General features: G+C 66.0%; 19 protein-coding genes. 11 read left to right on the top strand and 8 right to left on the bottom strand.

From position 1 onward, the window contains the following. The first annotated feature begins 49 nt into the window (after nt 1-49). From ACNO8S_RS07450 to ACNO8S_RS07480, 7 genes are all read left to right on the top strand, one after another. Nucleotides 50-2,290 carry a DUF4129 domain-containing protein gene (locus tag ACNO8S_RS07450; protein ID WP_420182732.1) on the top strand — a complete coding sequence of 747 codons (2,241 nt, stop codon included), beginning with the start codon at nt 50-52 and terminating at the stop codon, nt 2,288-2,290. Beyond that, a complete protein-coding gene (locus tag ACNO8S_RS07455) occupies nt 2,287-3,225 on the top strand; it encodes a DUF7269 family protein (protein ID WP_151103406.1) in 939 nt (312 codons plus the stop codon). The genes ACNO8S_RS07450 and ACNO8S_RS07455 overlap by 4 nt, the downstream gene beginning before the upstream one ends. Continuing rightward, a complete protein-coding gene (locus ACNO8S_RS07460; RefSeq protein ID WP_420182733.1) occupies nt 3,225-4,556 on the top strand; it encodes a DUF58 domain-containing protein in 1,332 nt (443 codons plus the stop codon). Before ACNO8S_RS07455 ends, ACNO8S_RS07460 begins: the two co-directional genes overlap by 1 nt. Then, a complete protein-coding gene (locus tag ACNO8S_RS07465; RefSeq protein ID WP_420182734.1) occupies nt 4,557-5,984 on the top strand; it encodes a DUF7519 family protein in 1,428 nt (475 codons plus the stop codon). A 108-nt stretch (nt 5,985-6,092) separates the two neighbouring features. Further along, nucleotides 6,093-7,301, top strand: coding sequence for an AAA family ATPase (locus ACNO8S_RS07470; protein ID WP_420182735.1), 1,209 nt, complete (start codon nt 6,093-6,095; stop codon nt 7,299-7,301). 51 nt (nt 7,302-7,352) lie between these two features. Then, the gene (locus ACNO8S_RS07475) at nt 7,353-7,748 is read left to right on the top strand and encodes a DUF2237 family protein (RefSeq protein ID WP_420182736.1); all 396 of its coding nucleotides are present in this window, start codon (nt 7,353-7,355) and stop codon (nt 7,746-7,748) included. Between the two features lie 69 nt (nt 7,749-7,817). After that, on the top strand, nt 7,818-10,559 hold the full coding sequence (locus ACNO8S_RS07480; RefSeq protein ID WP_420182737.1) for an AAA domain-containing protein: 2,742 nt from the start codon (nt 7,818-7,820) through the stop codon (nt 10,557-10,559). On the opposite strand, the gene ACNO8S_RS07485 is transcribed toward ACNO8S_RS07480, so the two are convergent. Both ACNO8S_RS07485 and ACNO8S_RS07490 read right to left on the bottom strand, forming a co-directional pair. After that, nucleotides 10,560-12,245 (bottom strand): PH domain-containing protein, encoded by a 1,686-nt coding sequence (locus ACNO8S_RS07485; RefSeq protein ID WP_191450294.1) that lies wholly within the window; start codon nt 12,243-12,245, stop codon nt 10,560-10,562. After that, the gene (locus ACNO8S_RS07490) at nt 12,242-12,703 is read right to left on the bottom strand and encodes a PH domain-containing protein (protein WP_004961231.1); all 462 of its coding nucleotides are present in this window, start codon (nt 12,701-12,703) and stop codon (nt 12,242-12,244) included. The genes ACNO8S_RS07485 and ACNO8S_RS07490 overlap by 4 nt, the downstream gene beginning before the upstream one ends. Nucleotides 12,704-12,852: 149 nt before the next feature. Between ACNO8S_RS07490 and ACNO8S_RS07495 the strand changes: the two genes are divergently transcribed. Beyond that, nucleotides 12,853-13,179, top strand: a complete 327-nt coding sequence (locus ACNO8S_RS07495) for a hypothetical protein (RefSeq protein WP_014040412.1) — start codon at nt 12,853-12,855, stop codon at nt 13,177-13,179. A 63-nt stretch (nt 13,180-13,242) separates the two neighbouring features. On the opposite strand, the gene ACNO8S_RS07500 is transcribed toward ACNO8S_RS07495, so the two are convergent. Continuing rightward, complete coding sequence (locus ACNO8S_RS07500) at nt 13,243-15,993, bottom strand: ATP-dependent helicase (RefSeq protein WP_420182738.1); 2,751 nt, start codon at nt 15,991-15,993, stop codon at nt 13,243-13,245. Between the two features lie 97 nt (nt 15,994-16,090). Between ACNO8S_RS07500 and ACNO8S_RS07505 the strand changes: the two genes are divergently transcribed. Continuing rightward, nucleotides 16,091-16,963, top strand: a complete 873-nt coding sequence (locus ACNO8S_RS07505; RefSeq protein ID WP_420182739.1) for a dihydrodipicolinate synthase family protein — start codon at nt 16,091-16,093, stop codon at nt 16,961-16,963. Between the two features lie 148 nt (nt 16,964-17,111). After that, entirely contained in the window at nt 17,112-17,936 is an 825-nt protein-coding gene (locus tag ACNO8S_RS07510) for an ArsR/SmtB family transcription factor (protein ID WP_050038099.1), read from the top strand. 23 nt (nt 17,937-17,959) lie between these two features. Here the strand turns inward: ACNO8S_RS07510 and ACNO8S_RS07515 are convergent, their stop codons facing one another. Continuing rightward, nucleotides 17,960-18,574, bottom strand: a complete 615-nt coding sequence (locus ACNO8S_RS07515) for a class I SAM-dependent methyltransferase (RefSeq protein WP_050038100.1) — start codon at nt 18,572-18,574, stop codon at nt 17,960-17,962. A 273-nt stretch (nt 18,575-18,847) separates the two neighbouring features. Between ACNO8S_RS07515 and ACNO8S_RS07520 the strand changes: the two genes are divergently transcribed. Next, entirely contained in the window at nt 18,848-19,606 is a 759-nt protein-coding gene (locus ACNO8S_RS07520; protein WP_023843268.1) for an MBL fold metallo-hydrolase, read from the top strand. Here ACNO8S_RS07520 and ACNO8S_RS07525 read toward each other — a convergent pair. The 4 genes from ACNO8S_RS07525 to ACNO8S_RS07540 form a co-directional block, all read right to left on the bottom strand. Next, nucleotides 19,603-20,760: an ATP-binding protein gene (locus tag ACNO8S_RS07525; RefSeq protein WP_050038298.1), complete on the bottom strand. Its 1,158-nt coding sequence runs from the start codon at nt 20,758-20,760 to the stop codon at nt 19,603-19,605. The genes ACNO8S_RS07520 and ACNO8S_RS07525 overlap by 4 nt on opposite strands. A 119-nt stretch (nt 20,761-20,879) precedes the next feature. Further along, nucleotides 20,880-21,947 carry an mRNA surveillance protein pelota gene (locus tag ACNO8S_RS07530; protein ID WP_420182740.1) on the bottom strand — a complete coding sequence of 356 codons (1,068 nt, stop codon included), beginning with the start codon at nt 21,945-21,947 and terminating at the stop codon, nt 20,880-20,882. Between the two features lie 76 nt (nt 21,948-22,023). Then, complete coding sequence (locus ACNO8S_RS07535; RefSeq protein ID WP_064288092.1) at nt 22,024-22,722, bottom strand: DUF4013 domain-containing protein; 699 nt, start codon at nt 22,720-22,722, stop codon at nt 22,024-22,026. Nucleotides 22,723-22,871: 149 nt separating this feature from the next. Further along, a complete protein-coding gene (locus tag ACNO8S_RS07540) occupies nt 22,872-23,903 on the bottom strand; it encodes an AIR synthase family protein (protein ID WP_151146174.1) in 1,032 nt (343 codons plus the stop codon). Between the last annotated feature and the right edge of the window lie 21 nt (nt 23,904-23,924).

A 23,924-nucleotide genomic window follows, 5' to 3' on the forward strand; every position in this document is an offset into this window, starting at 1 on the left:
TAACAGCGTTGGGTGTCGCGGTACGGGCGTAAGTTACGAGGGGCGACAAGTGGGTACAGCATCCGAGACCGGCCATGGCGGCGTCGACTGGCGGCAGCTGGCACTGGTAAGTCTCTGCCTCGTCGGGCTGATCGTCGCCGCGTTTCTGGCCCCGCCACCGATCACTGAGAGCGGGACCAGCAGCGGGGGCGGTGACGGGAGTCACGGCACCGAGCCAGTCACGCAGACGCCAGCCGATACGCGGGAACAACGCCGCGACGGTGGCGGGGGCGGCAGCGTCACCGACACCCAGACACCTGCAGGCACACGGGAACACCGTCGCGACGGAGGTGGGAGCGGCGGCGTCACGGGAGGAACAGAGCCGATTCCGATTCCCGGCGATACCGCCCCGCCCACTGCGGACGGCTGTGGCGTCCTCGTCGAGTCAGAGCCGAAAGCCGGGCATCCCCTCACCGTTCTGGTGTATCAGGACCTCGAACCGGCTGCCGCGACCCGTGTCTGGTTCAACGACCGATACGTCGGCCGGACTGACCAGAACGGCCAGGTGACCGCACAGGTTCCGTACCAGCGCGAGCTGAACGTAACGGTCGAATCGCCGGGAACAGAGCCCTGTCAGTTCTACCGGCGACCGTACGAGGAATCGGGTACTGAAACAGCAAGCCTCCTCGCGGAAGGGGATGGGTGGTCACTTGGCGGGACTACCTCGGTCTCAAACGGAGACAGTCACGCCCGCAGTACCCTTGGCACATCTGGGGCGGTTTCTGGTGCATCTGGGATGGTCGATTCGACGGCCCCACGCCAGCAGACAGCGGCCGACAACGACACCGGTCAGTACCGTGTCGGCGGGAGCATCAACGTGACACTGCTCGGCGAGCCGTACCCCGGGTCGACTGTCCCGCTCGTCGCAACGGTCGACGGCGTGCCAGTACGGAACGCGACCGTGACCCGCAGCGGCAACACCGTCGGTCGAACTGACACCGCCGGCCGGTATCAACTGACAGTCCCCGACAGCGATACCGCCGCAGTAACGGTGTCCCGTGGCGAGTTCGACGGGTCCGCGCGCGTCGACGTGCTGAACTTACACGTTCGCGTCGTGCCTGCGAAGGCCCTCCCGGTACCAGGTGACAGGGCCGCTATCAACGCCACGATAAACGGAAAGCCGGTCGAGAACGCGACTGTCACGCTCGGCGACCAGCGTCGGGGGACGACTGGCACTGACGGCGCTGTTGCCGTCTCGCTCCCAGCAAACCCCTCGCTTCCCGTCACAGCGGCAACAGACAGACAGACAGCGAGAACGACGCTCTGGGGCGCGTACACCGGGACCATCGTGGTAAGTTCGATACTGCTGGTGGCAACCGTCGTGACCGTCGCTATCGCCGCAGTGATGTACTCCCCCAAGGTCGCACGCGGCGTCGGTATTCTCTGGACAATCTTCGATTCGCTGTTTGTCATCGGCGTGCTCTGGGAACGGGACGGGCTGGTCGTCGCGCTCGCAGTCGTGGGCGTCGCCGCGCTGTACCACTATCGGACGGCTGCTTTCTCGGGCGGACAGGCGGTCGCATACGCGGCCAAGAACGGCGGTGAAACGGCGGCTGGCTTCGTCGCCCGCGTCGTTCAGTGGACCCGGCGAACGGCACTCTGGCTCGTCGGCCGTATCGAAGCCACGCTGAACATGGGCCGCCGACTGGCCGCCCGTCTGGCGACGTGGCTCTCATCGCTTCCGCTAACGCTGTCAGGGCTGTGGCGTCGCTTCCAGCGGTGGCTCCGGTCGGCCGGGTATCGAGCCATCACTGTAGCCAGGGCTGAAACCACGCCGCGCAGGATTGTAACGCTCGGATTCTCGTGTGTCGTCGTGATACTGAGCTATGTTCGCTGGGGCACGGCCGGTGCCGTCGTGGCTGGGGCCGGGGTGGCACTGGGTGCGGTCGGTGTCTACATCGCTGGCCGGGTCGGCGATACGGACCGCCCGACTACGGCATCTAGCTCCGGACCGAGCGGGTCGGTCACTGACTCGTCGGGCGGCGGCGAATCGGCTCTCCCATCGATTCGCGACCTCTGGCGTTCGTTCGCCAAGCATGTCGTCCCCGGGCGCTGGCGGACGCGGACGCCCGGCGAGGTGTCCCGGGCCGCAATCGACAGCGGCCTCCCGAGGGCACCCGTCGAAGCACTGACAGAGGCGTTCCGGGACGTCGAATACGGCGGCCATTCGAGCGACAGCCGGCGCGAGCAGGCCCGTAGCGCGTACGATGCGCTGGTGGGTGCGAGCGACGAGCAGGAGGACGAAGGGTGAATCGCCGTCGCGTCGGGCTGGGAATCGCCGTGTTGTGTGGCCTGCTACTCGTGGCTGCCGGCGCGGTCCTCGGGCTGACAGGGACGCCAGAGCCGGCGGATTCCGGGCCGAGTGCGGCGGGTGTCCTCGTCCTCTTCGTCTGCGTGCTCGTGGCCTTCTGGAAGCTCTTCCGGACGCCCGACGACCCCTCGGTATCACCGTCGCCGTGGACTGCTGACGACAAGTTCACCGAGGGGTTTCTGGAGACGACACCGACAGACGACGCTGTCTCCGGAACCGAACTCGCGGAACGCGTCGAAGCGGCGGCTGCACAGGCCCGCGACGACGGGCCGGTCGCCGAGAGCGTCGGCCCCGTTCGGGAACCACTTCGGGCGGCGCTCACGGAGGCACTGGTCCAGGGCGGCCACGACCCCGACTCGGTGAAAGCACAGTTAGCCGCGGGGACCTGGACGGACGACCCGGTTGCCGCCGCGGTACTGGACGAATCCGTCACGCCACCGGACCGACCGTTTCGCACGCGCCTGTGGGCCTGGCTGTTTCCCGAAAAAGCCGTCCGGAAGCGGTGCGCACGGGCGATGACGGCAGTCAGCGTCGCGGCCGACGACGCGTTGCCGACAGTGGTCGGCCAGCAGGCGCCGCGTCCGGTGCCAGTCGTCGCCCCAGCGGTCGCCGACCTGCAGCGGGCGGCTGACGGGAGCCTCCAGCGGGCCGTCGACGGGTCGATTCCCGAGCGGGAAGCCGTCGGGACCAGCGCAGACGGCGCGTCTGACGGTGCCCACGTCGACGGAGCCGCCACCGAGGGCGCAACTGCCGCGGACCGCCCGGCTGACTCCGAGTCTGAAGCTGGCGGGACAACGCCGGTTGACGAGGACGGAACGGATACCACAGCGACCGACGGGGCCGACTGGGGCGATGTGACGGAGGTGCAGGACTGATGGGCCGACGAGCCATGCGGTGGCGCGGCGCAATCGTCGCCGCACTGACACTCGCCGGAGCGGGCATCTGGGAGGGGAGCGGGACACTCCTGCTGGCCGCCACACTCCCGCTCTCGTATCTGGCCTACGGAATCCTGTCGACTGCTGCTGTCCCGGCAGAGCTCGTCGTGTCGCGGGCGGTCGACCCGACTCCAGCGCCGCCGGGGCACCCGGTTGCAGTCCAGTTGACGGTGACAAACAGCGGCCAGCAGACGCTGTCGGACATCCGGGTCGTCGACGGCGTTCCGACTGACCTCACAGTGCTGGAAGGGACGCCACGCGGCGGCGAGACGCTTGCGGCCGGCGAATCAGTCACGCTCGAGTACACGCTCATCGCCCGCCGAGGCGAACACGACTTCGGCGAGCCGCGGCTCCGCGTCCGGGGTACGGGAGCCGGCGAGGTCGCGACTGCGAGACAACAGGCGGAGGGCGATGACAGGCTGGTGTGTCAGCTTGACGCCCAGGCACCGCCGCTGTCCGACCAGGGGACCGACCGCGTGGGCCAACTCACAACCGACGACCCCGGCGATGGCTTCACCTTCCACTCGACGCGGGAGTATCAGCGCGGGGACCCGGCCGGCCGCATCGACTGGCGCGGGTACGCGAAGCGGGGAGCGCTGTCGACGGTCAACTACGAGCAGTGGGTGTCGACGACGGTCGTGTTCGTCGTCGACGCCCGCTCGCCGGCGCGGGTGACCGCCGGCCCCGGTCGCCCGACGGCAGTCGAACTCGGCGCGTACGCGACGACGCACGCAGTGACCTCGCTGCTGGATGCCGGTCACGAAGTCGGGCTGGCAATCGTCGGCATCGACGGCGACGGTCCAGCGGGACTGACGTGGCTCCAGCCGGGCGACGGACCCAACCAGCGGTCGCTGGCTGTCGAACGGCTACGAACCGCCGCCGATGCTGCCGAGAGCGACCCGGCTGGTGGTCCAGAAGACGAGGGCGACACACAGCGGCAGTTCCGGAAAGTGATGGAGGTAGCCGGACCGCGCTGCCAGCTGGTGCTCGTGTCGCCGTTGCTCGACGATGCGCCGGTCGCCGCGATGGAGTCCTGGGCGGCGTTCGATTGCCAGCGAACCATGCTCTCGACGGACGTAACCGCGGCGAGCACCGTCAGCGGACAGTACGAGCACGTCCGCCGTCGGACCCGTCTGGCGCGGTGTCAGGCGTCTGGGGCCCGGACAATCGACTGGCGGCGTGGGACACCGCTGCCGCTCATCCTCGATTACGCCTTCGCCGTTGCGGCGCACCAGCCGCGTGGCAGCGTGCAGCCGGGAGGTGGAGCGTAAATGATCGGCGGGCCGCGACTCGATACACCATCGGCCGTCGGCGACGAGGGGCGGCCGCGGGCGACCAGCCTAACTATCGTCGCGCTCATCGTCACTGCGTTCACCCTGGCGACAGGGGTTCTGTCCGGCGACCCGCGACTGTTCAGCGGTATCGCACTCCTCGCCGGCATTGCCGTGGCGGGGTTATCGCTACTGGACCGGGACGGACTGGGACCGACGGTCATTGGCCACCTCTGTTTCCTGCCGGCAGCGACTGGCGTCGTTGCCTCGGTCGGGCAGGTGTCAGTCGCCCCGCTCATCGCGTTCGGTGTCGCCGTCGCAATGGTCGGCGTCGCGACCGCCTGGACCGACGTGCTCGACAGAGAGACCGTTTCGGAAGCGACAGTGAGCAGCGTCGTTTCGTATCTGTTCGCCGTGGTGGGCCTCGTCGTGGGTACGGTCGTCGTCGCGCTCGCGTGGCTTTGCTGGAAGGTGGTAAGCGCTGTCGCCGGTGGAGCGTCGCCGATAGCCACCACGGTCTGCCTCGGTGTACTCGGCGTCGCCGCGTCGGGCTGCCTGTATTTTGCTGTGACACAGCTCCCGCTCTTGCAGTTGACAGCTCGGAGCCGCCGCGACGCGATGGCGAACAGACTGAAACGGGGTACCCAGTCGCTCAAACTGGTCGCACTCGGTTCGGCAGCGTTCACTGTGGTCGTGCCGTTGGCACTGCTGTTGACGCCGTTTGGTCAGCTTGTCGCGTCCCCACCGTTCAGTCTCGGTATCCGAGTGCTGTCGTCGTGGGTCGTTCTTGCGCCGCTTCTGGCAGTCACAGTCGGCGCGCTGGTTGCTGGTAGCGGTGCGATTGTCATCCGAAAGTTCACGACTGAGTTCGACGCCGCTTCGGTGCGGACTGTCGGGGCCGCCATCGCGGCCGCTGGCTACGTCGTGTTGCTAGCCCCGTTCCTCCTGCGAATCGGTATCTTCGGGTTCGCCTCGCTCCCGGCGGTGTTCTTCGGTGCCCTCCTGCTCCCACTGGTGGTGTATCTGCTTCTCGTTCTCGTCATCGGGGGACTCACGTTTGGCCTGTTGCCGGCGCGTGCCGGCCCCGCGGCACTGACCGCTTCGGGACTCATCTGTGCGAGCATCGGTGCGGCACAGGCCGACCTGTCATCGTTACTGGTGTTTGCTGGCGTCGTCGGCGGCCTCGTTGTCTGGGACGTTGGCACGTTCGGCCTGGGGCTGACAGCGGAACTGGGGCATCGGCCGGAAACGCGCCGGCTGGAGCTGTATCACAGCGTGTTCGCCGTCGGCGTCGGCCTTCTCGGTATCGCCGCCGTCGGTCTCGTCGATACAGCGCGTCACGCCGTCGGTGCCGCCATCGGATCGCCGGAGACAATGGCACTCGCCGCGATCGGTGTGTTACTGCTGCTCGCCCCGCTTCGTGGCTGAGGGACTGCTTCGCTGCTGGCCCGTCCAGAATGTGTCAGTAGCCACTGTGGCTCGACAAACGAGGGCTAATGGTACACATTGATACTTCCCCAGTGTAACGCATGGGGCATGGCCGGGTTAACGGGGGATTTGAGCGTCGAGGCTGCGTCAGACCACTGCCTCGACATTGTGGAGCGAGTTGAGGAGGCTGTCGTCGTCGAACGCCGGGTGCTGTTCGAGACACTGGCTGGCGTCATCGCCAGAGGCCACGTTCTGGTCGAGGACGTGCCGGGAACGGGGAAAACGGTCCTGGCGCGGGTGCTGGCGGAGTCGCTCGGACTCGAATTCAACCGGGTACAGTTTACACCGGACCTGCTGCCGGCGGACGTGACCGGGTCGAACGTGTACAACGAACACGAGCGGGAGTTCGAGTTCGCACAGGGGCCGGTGTTCTCGAACGTCGTGCTCGCGGACGAGATTAACCGCGCGCCGCCGAAGACCCAATCTGCGCTGCTGGAATCAATGGAAGAGCGGCAGGTCAGTGTCGACGGGACGACGCATCCGCTCCCGACACCGTTCGTCGTTATCGCGACCCAGAACCCCGTCGAGCAGGAAGGCACATTCCAGCTTCCCGAGGCCCAGCGGGACCGCTTCAGCGTGAAAACGTCGATGGACTATCCGGATGTCGAAGGGGAGATGGGGCTGCTCGACCGGCGGGCCAACCGGCGAACAATCGCGCCGTCGGTCGATCCGGTAGTGGACCCAGAGACGGTGCGCGCCCTGCAGGAGTGTGCGGAAGACGTCCGCGTCGACACCAAGGTTCGTCGCTACATCGTCGATCTGGCGCGGGCGACTCGCGAAGACGACCGGACAGAAATCGGCGTCTCGCCGCGGGGCGTCCAGCGGGTCTTCGAGGCAGTCCGAGCCAGTGCAGTCATCGCCGGCCGGCAGTATTCCACCCCGGACGACGTGAAGCGACTGGCGAATGCGACGATGAGCCACCGACTGGTCCTGACGACGGAGGCGACCATCGAAGGGACGGAGAAGGCCGACGTGATTCGGGCCGCTCTGGACGCCGTCGACGTGCCCGCAGTCTCACCGAATGCACCGGATACGGACGACACGCCCAAGCAGACGACAACAGGCGGGTCCGAACGCGCTGACTCACCATCGGAGGCGACACCAGACGGCGATTCTCCCGGGCAGCGCCCCGAACGGAGTGCTGGTGAAGCAGCGGAGAACGAAGCTACGCAACTGGACGGAGATGACGGTCAGCCCACCGACTCGTCAGGTGACAGTCGGGACCGGAGTGATGATGACAGCGGACACGGACAGTGAGCGCAGGCGGGTAGCCGAACGGCTTTACTCCACGGAACAGCCAGACGTGGTATGGAAAGCGAACGCAACGTCCTCGGCGGGGAGCTGGCCCCCTGCTCGATGGACCCGGAGACCGGATTCATGCGCGACGGCTACTGTTATCCGCTCCAGCGCGACCCGGGTCGGCACGAAATCTGTGCCGTGATGACGGCGGAGTTTCTGGAGTACAGCAAGGCCCAGGGCAACGACCTCGTGACGCCGCGGCCGGAACTGAACTTCCCCGGGCTTGACCCGGGTGACCACTGGTGCGTCTGCGTCCCGCGCTGGATAGAGGCCCACGAGGCCGGGCGCGCACCGCCGGTGAACCTCGATGCGACGAGCGAGGACGTACTCGAAGACGTGTCGCTGGAGACGCTGCAGGAGTACGCCGCCGATGGTGACTCGAATGCTGATGCGACGACTGAATGAGCCGCGGCGCGAACGACTTTTGAGGGGGCGTCCCGTCGCTTGGGTCGTGCAACAGGGGAGGGCCAAACGATGAGCGTCGACCGCGTTCGTGGCGTCGTCGTCGACATCGAGGAGCCGAAGACGGTGAACACTCAGTACGGCGAGAGCGACCTCTGTGAGGTGACGATTCGGCCCGAGCGCGGGGCCGGCGAGCCGACGACGGTGACGCTCTGGGGGAAGTGGACCGAGAACGCCGCAGTCATCGAGACGGGCATGGAAATCGCCGTCTACAACCCCGACGAGCGGGAGTATCAGGGTGAGCAGCAGTACTCCGTCGGCGGCGACGCCACCCTCGTCGTCCAGCCGGATTTCCTCGTCGACGTGACCGACATCCGGGCGTGGGTGCAGTGCCCGCGGATGTACTACCTCCGGAAACTCGACGGCGCTGACCACGCCTACCCGCTGGTGAAAGGGACCGTCGTCCACGAGGTGTTCGGGGACCTGCTCCGGGGCCGGGACCTCGACACTGCTATCGAGGAGCAGGTCGACGCCGCCGGCCTCGACATCGGACTGCTCGGCCGGGAGGCCGACGAAGTGGCCGGGGACGTGCGCGACCACGCGTCGGCCATCCAGGGGTGGCTCCAGCAGGGGACGCTTACAGAAACGGATGGAGCGGCGACAGCCGCTGACAACTCGGAGCGGGACTTCAGTCCCGCGGAGAGCGAGTGGCGCTCCGAAATGACGCTCATCTCCGAGCGGTTCGGCATGAAAGGGCGGGCCGACGCCGTCCGACGCGGGATGCCCGTCGAACTCAAGACTGGCAAAAACACCAAGCGGGAGCCACGGTTCCAGGACAAGATTCAGGCGACAGCCTACGCGCTGATGCTTGGCGAGCGCGCGGCCGGTGCGGGCAGCGCCGTCGACGCCGCGCCGGACACGGGCACGCTTCTCTACACGAAAAACGCCGCCGTCGACCGCAACGAGGAGAGCGGCGACCTCTCGCCGGCCAAGGAGTTCTCCATCGGGAGCGGCCTGCTGAACTACGTCGTCCGGACCCGCAACGCGATTGCGGCGATGGAGTACGACTCGGGCGTGCCGACGGGCTACGAGGCAAACGCGAAGTGCGAGTACTGCTTCGAGCAGGACACCTGCATGGCCGTCTCCGGCCGTCTCGATCAGGAATCCAAGGCCGGCACGGTCGGCCGAGCGGTCCCGGAGGAGGAACTGGAGTACTTCGAGGAGTTCTACACGGCAGTCGAGGCCGAGCGCCGTGCTGTCCACCGGGAGTACGCAAAGCTCTGGGAGCAAACGCCCGAAGAGCGCGCCGACAACGACCGGGCGCTCATCGGTCTCGAACCGACCGGCCGCCGGGAACTCGACGGCGGCCGCTGGGAACTCCGGGCAACCGGGACGGGGGCCGTCTCGAAGATTCGTGAAGGCAATCTCGTGCTCGCCAGCGACGGCGACCCGGTGACCGGCAACGCCGAACTGGCCCGCGTGGAACGTCTCGGCGAAGAAATCGTCGTCACGGCCGACGAGCCGCTGGACCTCCGCCGACTGGACGTGTATCCCTCCGAACTGACGACCGACCGGCTCCAGAACGCGCTCCACGACGCCGTGCTCCTCCAGTCGCCCGAGCAGAAAGACGTGCTGTTCGGGCGGCGCGAGCCGGATTTCAATCCGGTCGAGGAGACGTTCATCGACAACAACGACGCGCAGAACGAGGCCGTCCAGCTAGCCGTCGGCGCGGCGGACTTCGCGCTCGTCCACGGCCCGCCTGGCACGGGCAAAACGTACACGCTGGCGCGGATGGTTCGGGCCCTCGTTGCTCGCGGTGACCGAGTGCTGCTCTCGGCGTTCACCAACCGCGCCGTCGACAATCTGCTGGAGGCGCTGGAAGAACAGGGCTACACCGATATCGTCCGAGTCGGCACGGAGAGCGGCGTCCGCGATGACATGCAGAAATACCGACTGGAGACCAGCGGCGACCCCGGCGAATGTGCGAGTCGGCTCCAGGGCGCGCAGGTCGTCGCGGCGACGACGGCCACCTGCGGCGGGAGCACGCTCCAGACCCAGGAGTTCGACGTCGCGGTCGTCGACGAGGCCGGCCAGCTGACCGAACCGGGGACGCTCGCGGCGACGACGCTCGCCGACCGATTCGTGCTCGTCGGCGACCACCAGCAGCTCCCGCCAGTGGTCCAGTCCGAGGACGAGACGCTGTCGACCTCGCTGTTCGAGCGGCTCATCGACGCCCACCCGGAAGCCGGCGTAATGTTGGACCGGCAGTACCGGATGGCCCAGCACATTCAGGCCTTCGCTTCGCGGGAGTTCTACGACGGGCAGTTGCGGCCCGCGACAGGCGAGGTGGCCGCCCAGCGGCTCGACGACCTCGGCGGCGTCTCAATGGCTGACTTGCCAGAGATACTTCAGGACCGCGTGGCGTTCGTCGCCCCCGACGGAAGCCAGGTCGGCAACACCAACCCGGCTGAGGCCGACCGCATCGCCGAAATCGTCGCGTCGTACCGATCCGCAGGAGTTCCGGCCAACGATATCGGTGTCATCGCGCCGTACCGCGCCCAGGTCGCGGAGATTTCCAAGCGCCTGCCGGACGTGACCGTCGACACGGTCGACCGGTTCCAGGGGTCGAGCAAGGAGGTTATCGTCATCTCCTTCGTCGCCACGGGCACGCTCGACAGCCCCATCTTCGAGGATTACCGGCGCATCAACGTCGCGCTCACGCGAGCGAAGAAGGCGCTCGTCCTCGTCGGCGACGGCGACGCACTGGCGACCGACGAGGTGTACGGCCGAATGGTCGAGTGGGCGCGGGGCTGACTACGCGTCCGCGTCGCTGGCCCTGTCGCCCGTCCGCAGCCCTGCGACGTGTGCGGTGAGGCGCTCCCGAAGCGTGTCTCTGAGTTCTTTTGCGATGTCCTCGTCGATGTCGTACACCCGGGCGATACCACCGAGCAGGCTCGACGAACTCGCCGTGTCGGCCCCCACAGTCGCCAGGTCGCGACGGCGCTGGAACGGGGACCGCGTGACGAACACCGTCTGAAGCCGGTAGTACGGGACGATTCGCGTCGTCCGCCGCCAGAACCCGCTCCGGGTCGCCAGCACGGACTCGTCCAGGTCGTACCCACGGTGTCGCCAGCGAAGGTGGGCTGCCGGCACAACTGTAAGGAAGAGGAGGGCGGCGACCCACCAGTAGCCCGTCTCCAGCACCAGCGAGTCCACGGCGTAGGCGACTGCAGTGAGCCCGGCCGCGGCCAGTGAAAAGCGCGCGAGATACCGTCTGCGGGCGCGCTTCGGCGACCGGTCGAAGTCGAGGTCACCGAACGGCTCTATGTCACGGGCCAGTTCGTACACTTCTTCGCGGGGCGCGAGCGGGACGGCGACGCCCTGCGTGGACTGCTGGTTCCCGCCGCTGTAGCCGGCCGTCTCGACGGCCAGCGTCGCGTAGCCGAACCGCCGCATCAGGACGTTCTCTCGAATAGTGACCGTCTGGACCTTCTCCAGCGGGATGTTGCCGCTGTAGCGGCGCAACAGCCCCCGCTCGTACCGGAGGTCGCCGTCGGCCTGCGTGAGCTGGAAGCCGTAGTACTCGATGACGGTCAGCGCCACGCTGACGACCAGTGCGAGTAGGAGGAACTGGACGACGGAGAGTACGGCAAAGACGGCGAGCCGCGTGGTTTCCGGTGAGCCGGTCAGCCAGCGAACTACCGGCCCGCTCAGCGATGCGCCAGCAAGGGTCGCATTGAACCGCAGAACCGCCCAGACGACGTCCATCCCAAGCGGGAGTGACGCCAGCGTCAGGACCGGCGCGGCCGGCCGAACGGAGACGAGCGCGTACGTCAGGAGTTCGCGCTGGTCGAACGCGAACAGCAGCGATCCGTCCGGCTCGTCGCGTTCCGCCGTGTCCGATTCGGAAACCGGTTCCCCGAGGTCATTCCTCGACTGAGTGTCGCCAGCGTGTGTCGGTTTGGGGCCGGTCACGCCGGGCAGATCGGCGTGGGCCGACCGGCCAGGTGTCGCAGCTTCGGACACCGCGTCGGCGGTGGCTGTCTCTGCCTCGGCGGCCTGGTCCCGGTCGTGGGTCCGCACGTAGTTCCGCAGGCGTTTGACCTCGGCCTCGTCGACTGCGTCCAGCGTAGCCTCCGTCGCGCTGCCACCGGCCGTCTCGAAGCGGACGATTGCGAGTCCGAGCAGGCGGTTAAGGATGTTCTGCTCGACGTCTAAGTTCTGGACGCGGCCCAGCGGAATCTGGCGGGACTGCCTGGCGAAGACGCCGGATTCGACAGTAAGCGTGTCGCCGTCGAGTTCGTACTGAAAACGGAAATAGCGCGCCAGCGCGTAGCCGCTAAACGTCAGCGCGCCGAGCAGGCCAAGCAGTGGAACCGCGAACGCCGGCAGTCCGAGCATCCCGGTCCCGAGCGACCCGCCAAAAAAGCCGAAGAAGCCGCCTTGCAGCGCTGCTCGGGTGACTCGCAGGACCGCACTTCGCGGGTGGAGCCGGTTCATACCGCGTCCGTGGCCTCGCTCTCGTTTGCGAGGTCACGGAGCTGCTCGCGCAGTTCAGTGGCTCGTTCGGGCCGCAGGCCTGGAATCGTGATGTCCGCGCCGCGGGTCCCAGCAGTGTAGACGACGACACTCGCCAGCCCGATAGCTCGCTCTACTGGGCCGCGCGTGGTGTCGACGTGCTGTACACGAACGTACGGGACCGACGTGTCGGTCCGGGTGACGACACCGCGAAGGAGAAAGAGCGCGTCGTCCTGTAGGTCAAAACGCCAAATCCGGTGGGCAGCGATGGCATGGGCAACACCCAGAAGCACCAGCACAACCCAGCCGCCGACGACCACCGTCTGTGGCAGTGAAACCGCGAACCGGTCGACAAGATACGCGATGACACCGAGCACCGACGCCTGGATAACTGTCGACAGAACCCACAGCAGTCTCACTCGCGGGTGAAGCGACTCCATGTCTCACCCGTGGGGCCGGCCGCGGATTAACGGTTTGGCTCAGGGGCGAAATTGGAAGAGTTCCGGTCCACACACGGACCAAACTATGGGCGGAATCGTCCGAGACTTCGAAAAATCTCCTTGTATAGCCCCGACGCCGGACAAAGCGTATGTCACGAAGCCGACGGACGTTTCTGACGACGCTCGCCGCTGCAAGTGTCACGCTCCCGCTCGCTGGCTGTGCCGGCGGCGACGAGCGATCCGGAGACGAGGGGACGGATACAATGAACGACGGGGCGACTGGTTCGATGGAGGATGAAGGGATGACTGACTCCATGACGGGCGGCGAAGCGAGCGGCTCGATGGAGCAGGTGAACGAAACGGAGTCGATGGGACCCGGCGCAATGACCGAGTCGATGACGGAGTCCACGGCTGGCGAGTCGATGGGTGACGACGTGACGAACGACACGATGGCCGAAAACGAGACGGCGTCGTGAGTCGCGCGGTGACGACCGCAACAGACTCCGCCGGCCTACACGCGCTCGTTGACCTGGTCGGCCTCAGTCGTCAGTCGCGACGGCGCTGTCGTCGCCGTCTCCATCTTCAATCTCGCTCAGCACTCGCTGGTGGAACTCCTGTAAGACGGCCGACTCGTCCTCGGCGAGGACCACGTCGCTGGCCATCAGCGTCGCGAGGCCGAAGGCGCGCGGTGACGGCGAGTCAACGCGAGTCCGGACCACGCCCACGTCGCCGTCCTGCATCGCACGCAGGACGGTTTCGATACCGTCGACGTTGAGTTTGTCCTCCAGAATCTCGCGGTAGGTCTCCTCGACGACGGCGAAGTCCCCGAGGTCCCCGGCGAACCCGAGCAGCATCTCCGAGGAGACCTGCTGTTCGCTCGCGGACTTCTCGTAGCCCTTGTAGCGTTTGAGTATCATCAGCGACCGTGTGGCGTTGATACGGAAGTACCGCTGGAGCAGGTCTGTCCCGTCGAGGCTAGCCCGAAGGTCCTCGCGGGCCGTGTCCGGGTCTAGGTCGCCCACGATTCGGGCGATATCGACTTTGCGGTTCAGCGGCATCGAGAGCGTGAAGCCATTGTCGGCGACGGCGACCTGCACGTTCGCGCTGGCCGCCTGGGCGATGTGGTAGGCCAGCAGCCGCGAGAAGCCGTCGTTGAACCGTCGGCCGTAGTTCGAGTGGACGTGGTAGTGACGCTCGTACTCGTCGTGGTCCAGTGTCTCCTCGATGACGAGCCGGTCGGTCGTAGACACACTGTCCGAGCCGGCATAGGCTACCTGCTCGCGGAACATCCTCGCGATGGCCCGCACGCTGTTCTCGTCGATGGGGAACCCCCGGAGCCAGTTGCGGACCTCCGACATCCCGCCATCGGCCAGCCGGTCCAGTAGTTGGCCCTGGAAATCGAGTATCTCGCGGCCGAGGTCGTAGGAGAGGGGGAGCCGCTCGGAGAACCACGACGGGACCGTCGGGCGGGCGGCGGTCCGGTCGACGTACACCTTCGACCCGCGGCGGTAGCGGTACTCGAAGTTGTCACCGCCCAGCACGAACACGTCGCCTTTCTCCAGCGTGTCCAGATACGACTCGTCCAGTTGGCCGACCCAGCTGTCGTCGCTCCGGGTGACCACGTCACACGTAAAGGAGTCCGGAATCGTCCCGATGTTGGTCATGTAGATGACCCGCGCGAGCCGACCCCGTTTGCCGATGAGGTGCTCACCCACGTCGTACTCCTCGTAGTGGTGCTCCCCGTCGGGCGCGTCGTTCGTGTCCCGCCAGATCTTGGCGTAGACGTTCTTGTCTTCCATCCCCGGGTAGTCGGCGGTCATGTACCGCATCAGCTGCTCCCAGTTCTCGTCGTTGTAGTCCCGATACGGGTAGGCTCGCCGGAGGACCCCCTTGAACGTCTCTTCGGGACGAACGTCATTGATTGCCATGCCGTAGACGTGCTGGGTCGCCACGTCCTGTGCGTTCTCGGGGATGAACACGCGGTCGACGAAGCCCCGCTCGGCCTTTTCGAGCATCACCGCACACTCGACGAGTTCGTCGCGGTCCAGTGCGATTACGCGACCTTCGACCGTCTCACCGAGCTGGTGGCCGGCGCGGCCGATGCGCTGGAGCAGCGCGGCGACGGATTTGGGTGAGCCCACCTGTACGACGAGGTCGATGTGAGGCATGTCGATGCCCAGTTCCAGGCTCGTCGAGGTCGTCACCACGTCCAGCGTCCCGGCTTTCAGCGACTCCTCGATATCGCGGCGCTTCTCCTTCGAGAGCGAACCGTGGTGGCAGCCGGAGTTCGATTCGTCGTAGCCGTCGAACTTCTCACGAAGATTATGCAGGACGCGTTCGGCCCCAGAGCGCGTGTTCGTGAAGACGAGCGTGTTGGTGTGTGACTGGATGTGGTCGTGGAGCTGGGTGTAGAACCGCTCGGTGACGATGTCCCGCGGCGTGTTGATGAGGTCGTCGGCCGGACAGGACAGCTCCATGTCGAAATCGCGGGCAAAGCGCGTGTCGACGATTTCGTAGTCCCGTGGGTCGCCGCCAGGCTCCTCGCGACCCACGAGGAACTCGGCGACGGTGTCCAGCGGCTCGACGGTGGCCGAGCAGCCGATGCGTGTCGGCGGTTCCTCGACCATCTCCTCTAAGCGCTCCAGGGACACCGAGAGGTGTGTCCCGCGCTTGTTCTCGGCGAGGCTGTGAATCTCGTCGACGATGACGTACTCGATGGTTTCGAGTTTCTGCTTGAACTTCGGGGAGTTCAGGAGGATAGCGAGGGTCTCCGGCGTCGTATTCAGGATGTGGGGCGTCGTCTCCAGCATCGCCTGGCGCTCGCTGTCGCTGGTGTCGCCGTGGCGAATCGCGTGCCGGATTTCGACGTCCTCGCCGCGCTCGTCGAGTTTGGCCGTGATGCCGTCCAGCGGCTGTCCGAGGTTCCGGTGGATGTCGTTGGCCAGCGACTTCAGCGGCGAGACATAGAGGCAGTAGACGGAGTTCTCAAGCTCGTCTTCGCGGGCCTTCCCGAACAGTTCGTTGATGATGCCGGTAAAGGATGCGAGGGTCTTGCCGCTCCCCGTCGGCGCACAGATGAGAGCGTTCTCGCGCTCGTGGATGAGCGGGATGGCCTCCTTCTGTGGCGGCGTGAAGAAGCCGCCGTTGCCGGGGACGAACTCCCCGAACTGCTCGACCCACCACTCCTGGACGACGGGCGCGAGGCGGGAAAACACCTCGGCGTCGTCGATGTCGACCGCCTCCGGGTCGAAGTCCGGGTCTGTCGCTGCGAGACGCTCGCGTCCTCCCATTGTCGGTTCTTACCGACCAGTAGGACCGCCGCGGCAAGTGGGTTCCGCCCTATCGACGGGGAAAACGTCTAAGCGACCGCCGTGTCTGACCTGGTGCATGGCCGAGTCCTTCGACGTACTGACGCCGCTGGTGACGCCGTTCGACGCCGACGGTGACCTCGATGTCGCCGGGCTGGAATCGCTGGTCCGGCACGTCGCCGCGGCCGGCGTCGACGGCATCGTTCCCTGCGGGACGACCGGGGAGTTCGAGACGCTGTCGCCACAGGAGTACCGAACTGTCGTCCGAACCGCGACGGAGACAGCCTCCAACGATTGCCGCGTCATCGTCGGGACGGCCGCGACCGACGTCGAGACGGTGCACGACCGAATGCAGTTCGCCGCCGAGCAGGGTGCGGACAGTACGCTCGTCGTTCCGCCGTACTACGGCGGCCAGGCCAGCGGGGCGGGCAACGAGGCGTTCTTCGAAGCAGTTCTGGCCGACGCACCGCTGCCAGTCTACCTTTACAACATCCCCGGGGCCGTCGGACAGGAGCTGTCCGTCGAGACGGTTGCCGCGCTCGCCGAATCGGACACCGTTGCGGGACTCAAGGACTCCTCGGGCGACCTGCCGTACGTCACCGCGGTCCTCAATCGAACGCCGGAGGACTTCACCGTCTATCAGGGCCACGACGGCCTGTTCGTCCCGTCGCTCGTGCTGGGCGGCGACGGCGGCGTCAGCGCGCTCTCCCATCTATTGTACAGCGAGCTAGAACGAGCGGGCACCGCCGTCGCCAACGGCGACGTGGCGGAAGCCAGAACGGTCCAGCGGAAGATCCTCTCACCACTCTCAGAAGCGTGTGCCGAGTTCGGTTTCGCGCCCACCGTGAAGGCGCTGCTCGCCGACCGCGGCATCATCGCCCACGCGACGGTGCGGCCGCCCCGGGACTCGCTCTCTCCGGACGCAGTAGAGTCCGTAACCGGGATGCTGTAGTGGCAATCAGACCGCGCTATACTGCATATCGACCGTCCCGCTGTCACCAGAAGGTGTGTCGTTCGCCTTCGATAGCGGGCTCTGAGACTCAAATGGGCCTGTGAGGTTCCACGAGATTCATTACGCTGGGCGGCAGTGAACGGAATATATGTCGTTGCTGCCCTCCCGCGGTCCCGACACGAGCACCTCACAGGACGGGGAGCTACAGGTCGTCGGGGTCGACGAAGACGTCTCAGATGTCCTCGATGCCCTCTCCTCGGAAACGGCCAGAGAGATCCTCAACACCGTCTACGACGAGCCGGGAACACCCTCTGAACTGGCCGACCGGCTCGATATGTCGATACAGAAGGTCTCCTATCACCTGGAAAAGCTGGAAGACGAAGAGCTGATCACCGTCGCAGGGGTCCAGTACTCGGAAAAAGGCCAAGAGATGAAGGTGTACGAGCCCCCGGAGGACCCGCTGGTGTTGTTCGTCGGGACGCAGGAGCGCAAGCAGTCGCTCCGGTCGCTCGTTCGCCGGGTCCTGCCTGTCATCGGGGTTCTCACCGCGGCTAGCGTCATGCTGCAACTCCTGCTCGGGCAGTTCCCGATCCAGCTCGGGAGTTCCGGGGCCGGCGGCGACGCGGGAACCACCGGTGACGGTGCCCAGGGCGGGGACGCCGAGAGTCTCGAGGCGGCGAACGAAACGGCCGCGACGGCCGAACCCACGTCAGCCCCGACGGAGACAGACGACAGCGGGTTCCAGATAGCCGAGGCGACGGAGACGCCGGAAGCCACGCCGGCCCCGGAAAGCACTCCGGTGCCAGAAGCCGACACCCCGGTCGAAGCGATGACCGAGGAAGCGCGTAAACTGACGACCGACGCCGCGGCCAGTGGTGGCATCGACCTCGAACCCGGCGTGGCCTTCTTCCTCGGTGGGCTGCTGGTCCTGACGCTGTACGTCTCGTTCTGGGCGTACAAGAACTACCGCTGAGCCGGCTTAGCGGTCCAGTAGATTCAGTCCGAATCGATCCGTTCGGCGACCAGCACGCCAGCCTGCTCGGTGACCATCTCGACGGCCGTCAGCGCGTAGCCGGCGTCGGTGAAGGCGTCAGCCAGGACACCGACCGTCGCCGGGTCGTCGACTTCGGGGCTGTAAAACGGCGCATCGGGGTCGTCGTCGCCGAACAGCATCACGTCTCCGAGGACGATTCGTCGCGGCCCCAGATCGGCGATGGTGTCGATGGCGTCGCGCTTCTCGTCATCGCCGAGGTGATGCATCGCGAAGTTCGACGTGACGATGTCCACCGGGCCGTCGACGTTCGGAGCGCGGAAACGGCCATCGCCGAAGCTCACGTTCTCGACGCCTCGCTCGTCGGCTTTCTCCCGTGCTTTCTCCAGCATCCCGTCGCTGATGTCGCGGCCGATAACCTCGCCCGCGTCGGGCGCGAGTGCGAACGCAATCGCTCCGGTCCCCGTGCCGAGGTCGAGGACTACGTCGTCGCTTTCGGGGGCCGCGTGCTCGACAGCGAAGTCGACACAGGCGCGATACGCCGCCGAATCCTGGTCCTCGTCGTACGCGTCGGCGTGTTCGGAGAAGCGCTCGGCGTGTTCGTCGAGTGATTTCTTCATACTCGCTTCTCGTCGTGCTCGCACAAGTGTCTCCCGCTCCGTTTCGCGGTTTTGTCGCGGCTCGGGTTCACTTAAAACGCGTTTTGAGCCACAGGTGGGCTTTTGCTATCCCCGTCCAAAGCATGAACTGCGCCGTCGACGGGTGACCTGCCCCCGAGCCGCCCTGACCCCGTCCCCGCCGACGGCCACCGCCCTCACTCCGCTGACGCTCCCTGGTAGTCTCCCCGCCCCCACACGCCAACGCCTTTGTCCGTTCGCTCGCTGTCGTCCGGTATGCGTCTCACGTTTCTCGGCACCGGCAGCGCCATGCCCACCGGCTCTCGAATGCAGTCCGGCTATCTGCTGGAACGCGACGGAAAACGGCTGCTCGTCGACTGTGGCAGCGGCGTGTTGCACTCGCTGGCCCGAACAGACGCGGGCTACGAAGGCGTCGACACCGTGTTACTGACCCACCACCATCTAGACCACGTTTCCGACCTCGACGTGCTGATGAAGGCCCGCTGGCTGGCCGGCGAAACAGAGCTCACGATAGCGGGTCCGCCGGGCACGTCCGACCTGGTTCGGGACCTCCTCGAAACACACGACTACATGCAGGACCGACTGGACCTGACGCTCAGGGACCTCGATGGCGGACCGTTCGAACTGGCTGGGTTCAGCGGCGACACCTGCGAGACGCGCCACTCGATGCAGTGTTTCGCCTACCGACTCTCAGTCGATGACGGACCGGCGATAACGCTTGGCGCAGACTCAGAGGCGTTCACGGACCTCGTCGAGTTCGCCGAAGGGTCGGCAGTGCTCGTCCACGACTGCTCGTTCCCGGATGACGTGGACGTGTCGAACCACCCGACGCCGACGACGCTCGGAGCGACGCTCCGCGATGCCGACGCCGAGGTCGGGCGTGTGTATCTCACCCACTTGTATCCACACACGGAGGGACGACACGAGGAGATGCTGGAGTCGATAGCGGACAGCTACGACGGCGACGTGCAGTTCGCCGAAGACGGCCTGACGATAACCGTCGACAGGACCTAAACGCGTTCGAGCGTGACGCGGAACTCGGCTCCACCGGCGTCGCTTTCTGCCACGCTGACCCTGCCGCCGTAGGACTCGGTCAGCGCCCGAACGAACCCGAGGCCGAAGCCGGTCCCCGAACTCTTCTGCCCCTTCACACCCATTTCGAAAATATTCTCGCGCAGGTTTGGCGAGACACCCGCCCCATCGTCGGCGAAACAGACAGTGACCTCGTCAGGGGTGGCTTCCGCCGGAGCCACTCGCATGTGTACCTCGCCCTCGTTGTGGACCGCCGCGTTGGACATGATGTTCGTGAACACGGAGTCGAGCAGGTCGCCGCCGTACACCTGATACTCGAACGCTGACGGCTCGAAATCGACAGTCAGTGACCCGTAGTTGGCTCTGACATCCCGGACTGTGTCCCCGAGAACCGTCGCGAGGTCCTGTGGCTCCGGGTTGTCCTGCGATTCTAGCGTCGAGACGAGGTCGCCGACGCGCTGGATGAGGTCGGCGGCGCTCTCGGCCGCGCGCTGTATCTTGCCGGCGTACTCCTCGGTCTGGCCGTCGACCTGTCCCGCGACGACATCGGCGAACCCGGCGATGACCTGAAGGTCGTTGCCCAGGTCGTGGCGGAGAAGCCGGTCGTACATCTCGATCATCTCCTTTCGCCGTTCCAGGTCCCGGTGTGCCCGTTCTAGCCGTTCGCGGGAACGGATGTTGGAGATGGCCGTCGCGGCGTGGGTCGCGAGAATCTCCATTGGTCTGACGTACTCGTCCCCGAACTCCTCGACGGTTTGTGACCGTGTGACCAACACCGCTGTCACCTCGTCACCCATCCGGGCCGGGACAGCCAGCGCACCCGTCACGTCCGAGTCGGCCGTGACAGCGGCGTCAGCGCCCTGTTCGACGAGCGTCTCGCCGGCCTCCTGCGCCCGTCGAGCCAGGTCACTGGGTGGCTCGCCCTGAACGAGATTCGGGTTCGTGCTGTGGACGACCCGGAGGTCGTCGTCACGAACTTCGACGAACGTAGAGTAGGAGAACTCGAACAGCAGCGACATCGCTTCGAGCGTGAGGGAAACGACCTCGTCGACGGACTCACAGCGATTGAGCGCCTGCCCGTACTTGTTCAGGTCGGCGACCTGTCTGGCAAAGTCCTGTTGTTCTTCGAACGACATATCACCCACTCCTCGCAGACATTGGAACTACGTAGCAATAGTGAGCGGGGCAAAAAACGGTTTCGGGAGACTCACCGGCGGAATGAAAGACGGCAGACACGTATCGTGGGTACGCGGTCTCAATCGAGTCGGTACCGAAGTAGCGCGGCGATGCCACCGAGGTTCGAGAGCTGCTGGCCGGGCGCGAACTCCGCGGAGAAGACGGTCACGTCGCCGCCTTTCTGCTCTGTCGTCTCGATGATCTGGTCGACGTCGATGTCCCAGTCGCCCTCGCCGGCCCGCTCCAGTCGGAGCCGCTCGTCGAGCACGAGCAGCGTCTCGATAGCGCCGTAGTCGGCCGCCTTGGCGACTTCCTCCGGGCCGTAGGCCACCTCCGAACCCGACCCGATGCGCTCCATCAGTTCGTCGATGTAATCCGCCTCCTCGGCGATGCGGGTCTGCTGTTGCACGTCCTCGACAGCGCCGCGTTTGAGTACTTCGTGGACGCCTCGGTCGCCGACAGCAGACGTGTCTACGACGGTAATCTGCTCGGCGATATCGGGAATCTCGTCCTGAAAGTGGTCTAGCGCGTCCTGTTTGGTGAAGCCGGGACCCGCGAGGATGTAGGCGTCCACGTCCTGGCGTTTGAGGACTGACGCCAGTTCGTCGAACAGTTCCTTGCGCGGGCGGGCATACTCGCCCTTGCCAGTCGTCGAGGTGATGGTCGCCCGCTCCTCTGTGCCGTACTGGGCGACGGTGTGGACGTGGGCCTCACCCTCTTCGACGGTCGCGATCGCCACATCGGGGTTCTCCGTGGCTTCGACGGCCTCCTCCAGGCGGTCGGCCTGGTCCGGTTTGAGATGCTTTTCGATGGTGAGTTCGGTGTGTTCCTCGACGTTGAGCGTGTGGTGAAAACCCAGTTGGTCCTCCCGAGAGCAGTCGACGATTTCGCCGCCGACCCGGAGGCGGTTGGCGAACTTCGCGAACTCCACGTCGGTGACCTCGATCTGAATCCACATCGGCTCTCGCTCGCCGCCTTTGTCCCGGAGGTTGTCGTCGTTGCGCTGGATGCGACGGGTCGTGTCGCCGGAGACGAGGTCCCCCGGCTCGATGACGTACGAGAGATGCCAGAGGTCGTCCAGCGTCTCGGGGACCACCTCGATGCGCTCTGCCCCTTCGGCGGTGGTCTCCTGACTCTGTATTTGCATACTGAAGCGTCCGCTTCAGGGACACAAGTGTTCTGCCATTCGACGCGCTGGGACAGGAAAACCGTGACCGAACTAATCAGGCGACCGAGCCTGCAGCGGGCGTCGCGGGTTCAGAGGCGATTTCCGGCATCTCCCTGACAGCGGTCCCGATAGCGTAGGCCCCGGCCACGTAAGCGTAGAACACTACGAAGGGTGTCAGGACGGAACCCACGACGGTGGCGCTCAGGACGCTGACGACGACGCCGGCGAGGAGGCTGATACCGAACGCGACGACCCAGCCAGTAGCGTAGGTGCGGCTGAACAGGAGCGGGCGGAGGTCACTCGGCGAGAACGCCGCGGCGACGCTGTCGGTCCGAACGTAGGCGACGACGGCGGCCGGAACAATGTACACTGCGGCCAGGGAAATCGCGAGCATTCCGAGCGCGGCGACTGTGAGGAGCAATCCCGTGATTACGCCACTGAAGACGGTCTCGCTGGGTCCGAAGGTGGCAACAGTGAGAAACAGTGCTGTCCCTGTGATCACCGTCGGGACCAGCGAGTAAACGAATCCGATAGCGAACGCCTTCAGCCCGTCTATGCCCAGGTCGCCCCATTCGTCGAACTCCGGCGGCGTCGTCTCCCCGTTCATCACGGCCCGGAGTGACCGGACGACGTACCCGAACACGAAGAACAGCGGAACGACGAGGAAACTCAGGAACAGCAACGCACCCCCGATAGCGATGGTTTTCACTGCGCTGTCGCCGTCCTGCGGATACGATATGGCTTCTTTGAACATGATGACGCTCCGTGACAGTAGCCTGGCTGGCGTGGCCGCTGCCACGTCAGTCACGACGATGTGTCACATTGAATTATAATACGTCTTACAAGTACATATAGCAGTAGGTGTTACGTGCTGTCAGTTCGCGTCGGGAGAGTCTCCGTGTCTCACCGCTGGTCTGTGTCGCCCTCGGCAGCCGCCTGCAGGCGTCCAAAGGCCTCCCACGACGGGTCCGCCCCGGGGTGCGATTGTCGGGTGCCGTCGACGTAGAGCCCTGAACCGTTGGTCACTTCGCCGACGACGGCGGCTGGCGTCCCGCGGTCCCTGAGCGCGTCGACGACGCTATCAGCGTCTGCAGGGTTGACGGCAGCCAGAAGCGTCCCGCAACTACTGACGTGCCAGGGGTCGATGTCGAGCGCGTCACAGAGCGCGCCGACGCCGTCAGCAACCGGCATCGCCTCGCTATCCACGTCGAACCGGACGCCCGCACCGTCGGCCATTTCGATGAACGCACCGGTGATACCGCCCTCCGTCGCGTCGTGCATCGCCGTCACGTTGCCGGCGTTTGTCGCGGCCATCGCGTCCTCGACGAGCGCGGTGTCGGCCAGTCGCTCCTGTGCGATGGCGGTTCGGTCGGGCGACAGCCCGATCTGTTCCGGAAAGAGATTGGCGAACAGGCCAGTGACTTCGGCCCCGGGGCCGGTGCCGACGACCAGTTTGTCGCCCGCCCGAGCGCCGTCCGGCCGGACGATGTCGTCGTGGGACCCGACGCCGAGCACCGTCGCACCACCGACCCAGGAGTAGTCGACGCCGGCGTAGCGGGCGGTGTGGCCGGTGACGACGCTCACGCCGACTTCCTCGGCCCGCCCGGCAAAGCCGTGCCACATCGCCGCCAGTTCGTCGTCGCTCATCGCCGGTGGGAGGGTGAACGTTACGGAGAGATGCGACGGCGGGAGACCGGAAACGGCAACGTCGGCCAGGACCACGTCAAGCGCGAACCGACCGGCCCGCTCGAACCCCAAATCGGGGAGGACCGACAATGGGTCGGTGGCCGTGACGAGGGCGTCGCCGCCGACGTCGATGACGCCGAAATCGATACCGTGGGTCGGCCCCAGCGTCACGTCCTCTCGGTCCGCGCCCAGTTCCGGGTAGATGACGGTATCGAACAGTTCGCGGTCGATTTTTCCGAGATCACTCATGCAGCCAGCTACCTCCGGCGC

Source organism: Haloarcula sp. KBTZ06 (genome assembly GCF_048595605.1).
Lineage (GTDB): Archaea > Halobacteriota > Halobacteria > Halobacteriales > Haloarculaceae > Haloarcula > Haloarcula hispanica.

What these genes read in the sequence shown, in the direction of transcription:
- ACNO8S_RS07460 (WP_420182733.1), top strand. Translation starts at nt 3,225, where the DNA reads ATGGGCCGACGAGCCATGCGGTGGCGCGGCGCAATCGTCGCCGCACTG.
- ACNO8S_RS07465 (WP_420182734.1), top strand. Translation starts at nt 4,557, where the DNA reads ATGATCGGCGGGCCGCGACTCGATACACCATCGGCCGTCGGCGACGAG.
- ACNO8S_RS07470 (WP_420182735.1), top strand. Translation starts at nt 6,093, where the DNA reads ATGGCCGGGTTAACGGGGGATTTGAGCGTCGAGGCTGCGTCAGACCAC.
- ACNO8S_RS07475 (WP_420182736.1), top strand. Translation starts at nt 7,353, where the DNA reads ATGGAAAGCGAACGCAACGTCCTCGGCGGGGAGCTGGCCCCCTGCTCG.
- ACNO8S_RS07480 (WP_420182737.1), top strand. Translation starts at nt 7,818, where the DNA reads ATGAGCGTCGACCGCGTTCGTGGCGTCGTCGTCGACATCGAGGAGCCG.
- ACNO8S_RS07485 (WP_191450294.1), bottom strand. Translation starts at nt 12,245, where the DNA reads ATGAACCGGCTCCACCCGCGAAGTGCGGTCCTGCGAGTCACCCGAGCA.
- ACNO8S_RS07490 (WP_004961231.1), bottom strand. Translation starts at nt 12,703, where the DNA reads ATGGAGTCGCTTCACCCGCGAGTGAGACTGCTGTGGGTTCTGTCGACA.
- ACNO8S_RS07495 (WP_014040412.1), top strand. Translation starts at nt 12,853, where the DNA reads ATGTCACGAAGCCGACGGACGTTTCTGACGACGCTCGCCGCTGCAAGT.
- ACNO8S_RS07500 (WP_420182738.1), bottom strand. Translation starts at nt 15,993, where the DNA reads ATGGGAGGACGCGAGCGTCTCGCAGCGACAGACCCGGACTTCGACCCG.
- ACNO8S_RS07505 (WP_420182739.1), top strand. Translation starts at nt 16,091, where the DNA reads ATGGCCGAGTCCTTCGACGTACTGACGCCGCTGGTGACGCCGTTCGAC.
- ACNO8S_RS07510 (WP_050038099.1), top strand. Translation starts at nt 17,112, where the DNA reads ATGTCGTTGCTGCCCTCCCGCGGTCCCGACACGAGCACCTCACAGGAC.
- ACNO8S_RS07515 (WP_050038100.1), bottom strand. Translation starts at nt 18,574, where the DNA reads ATGAAGAAATCACTCGACGAACACGCCGAGCGCTTCTCCGAACACGCC.
- ACNO8S_RS07520 (WP_023843268.1), top strand. Translation starts at nt 18,848, where the DNA reads ATGCGTCTCACGTTTCTCGGCACCGGCAGCGCCATGCCCACCGGCTCT.
- ACNO8S_RS07525 (WP_050038298.1), bottom strand. Translation starts at nt 20,760, where the DNA reads ATGTCGTTCGAAGAACAACAGGACTTTGCCAGACAGGTCGCCGACCTG.
- ACNO8S_RS07530 (WP_420182740.1), bottom strand. Translation starts at nt 21,947, where the DNA reads ATGCAAATACAGAGTCAGGAGACCACCGCCGAAGGGGCAGAGCGCATC.
- ACNO8S_RS07535 (WP_064288092.1), bottom strand. Translation starts at nt 22,722, where the DNA reads ATGTTCAAAGAAGCCATATCGTATCCGCAGGACGGCGACAGCGCAGTG.
- ACNO8S_RS07540 (WP_151146174.1), bottom strand. Translation starts at nt 23,903, where the DNA reads ATGAGTGATCTCGGAAAAATCGACCGCGAACTGTTCGATACCGTCATC.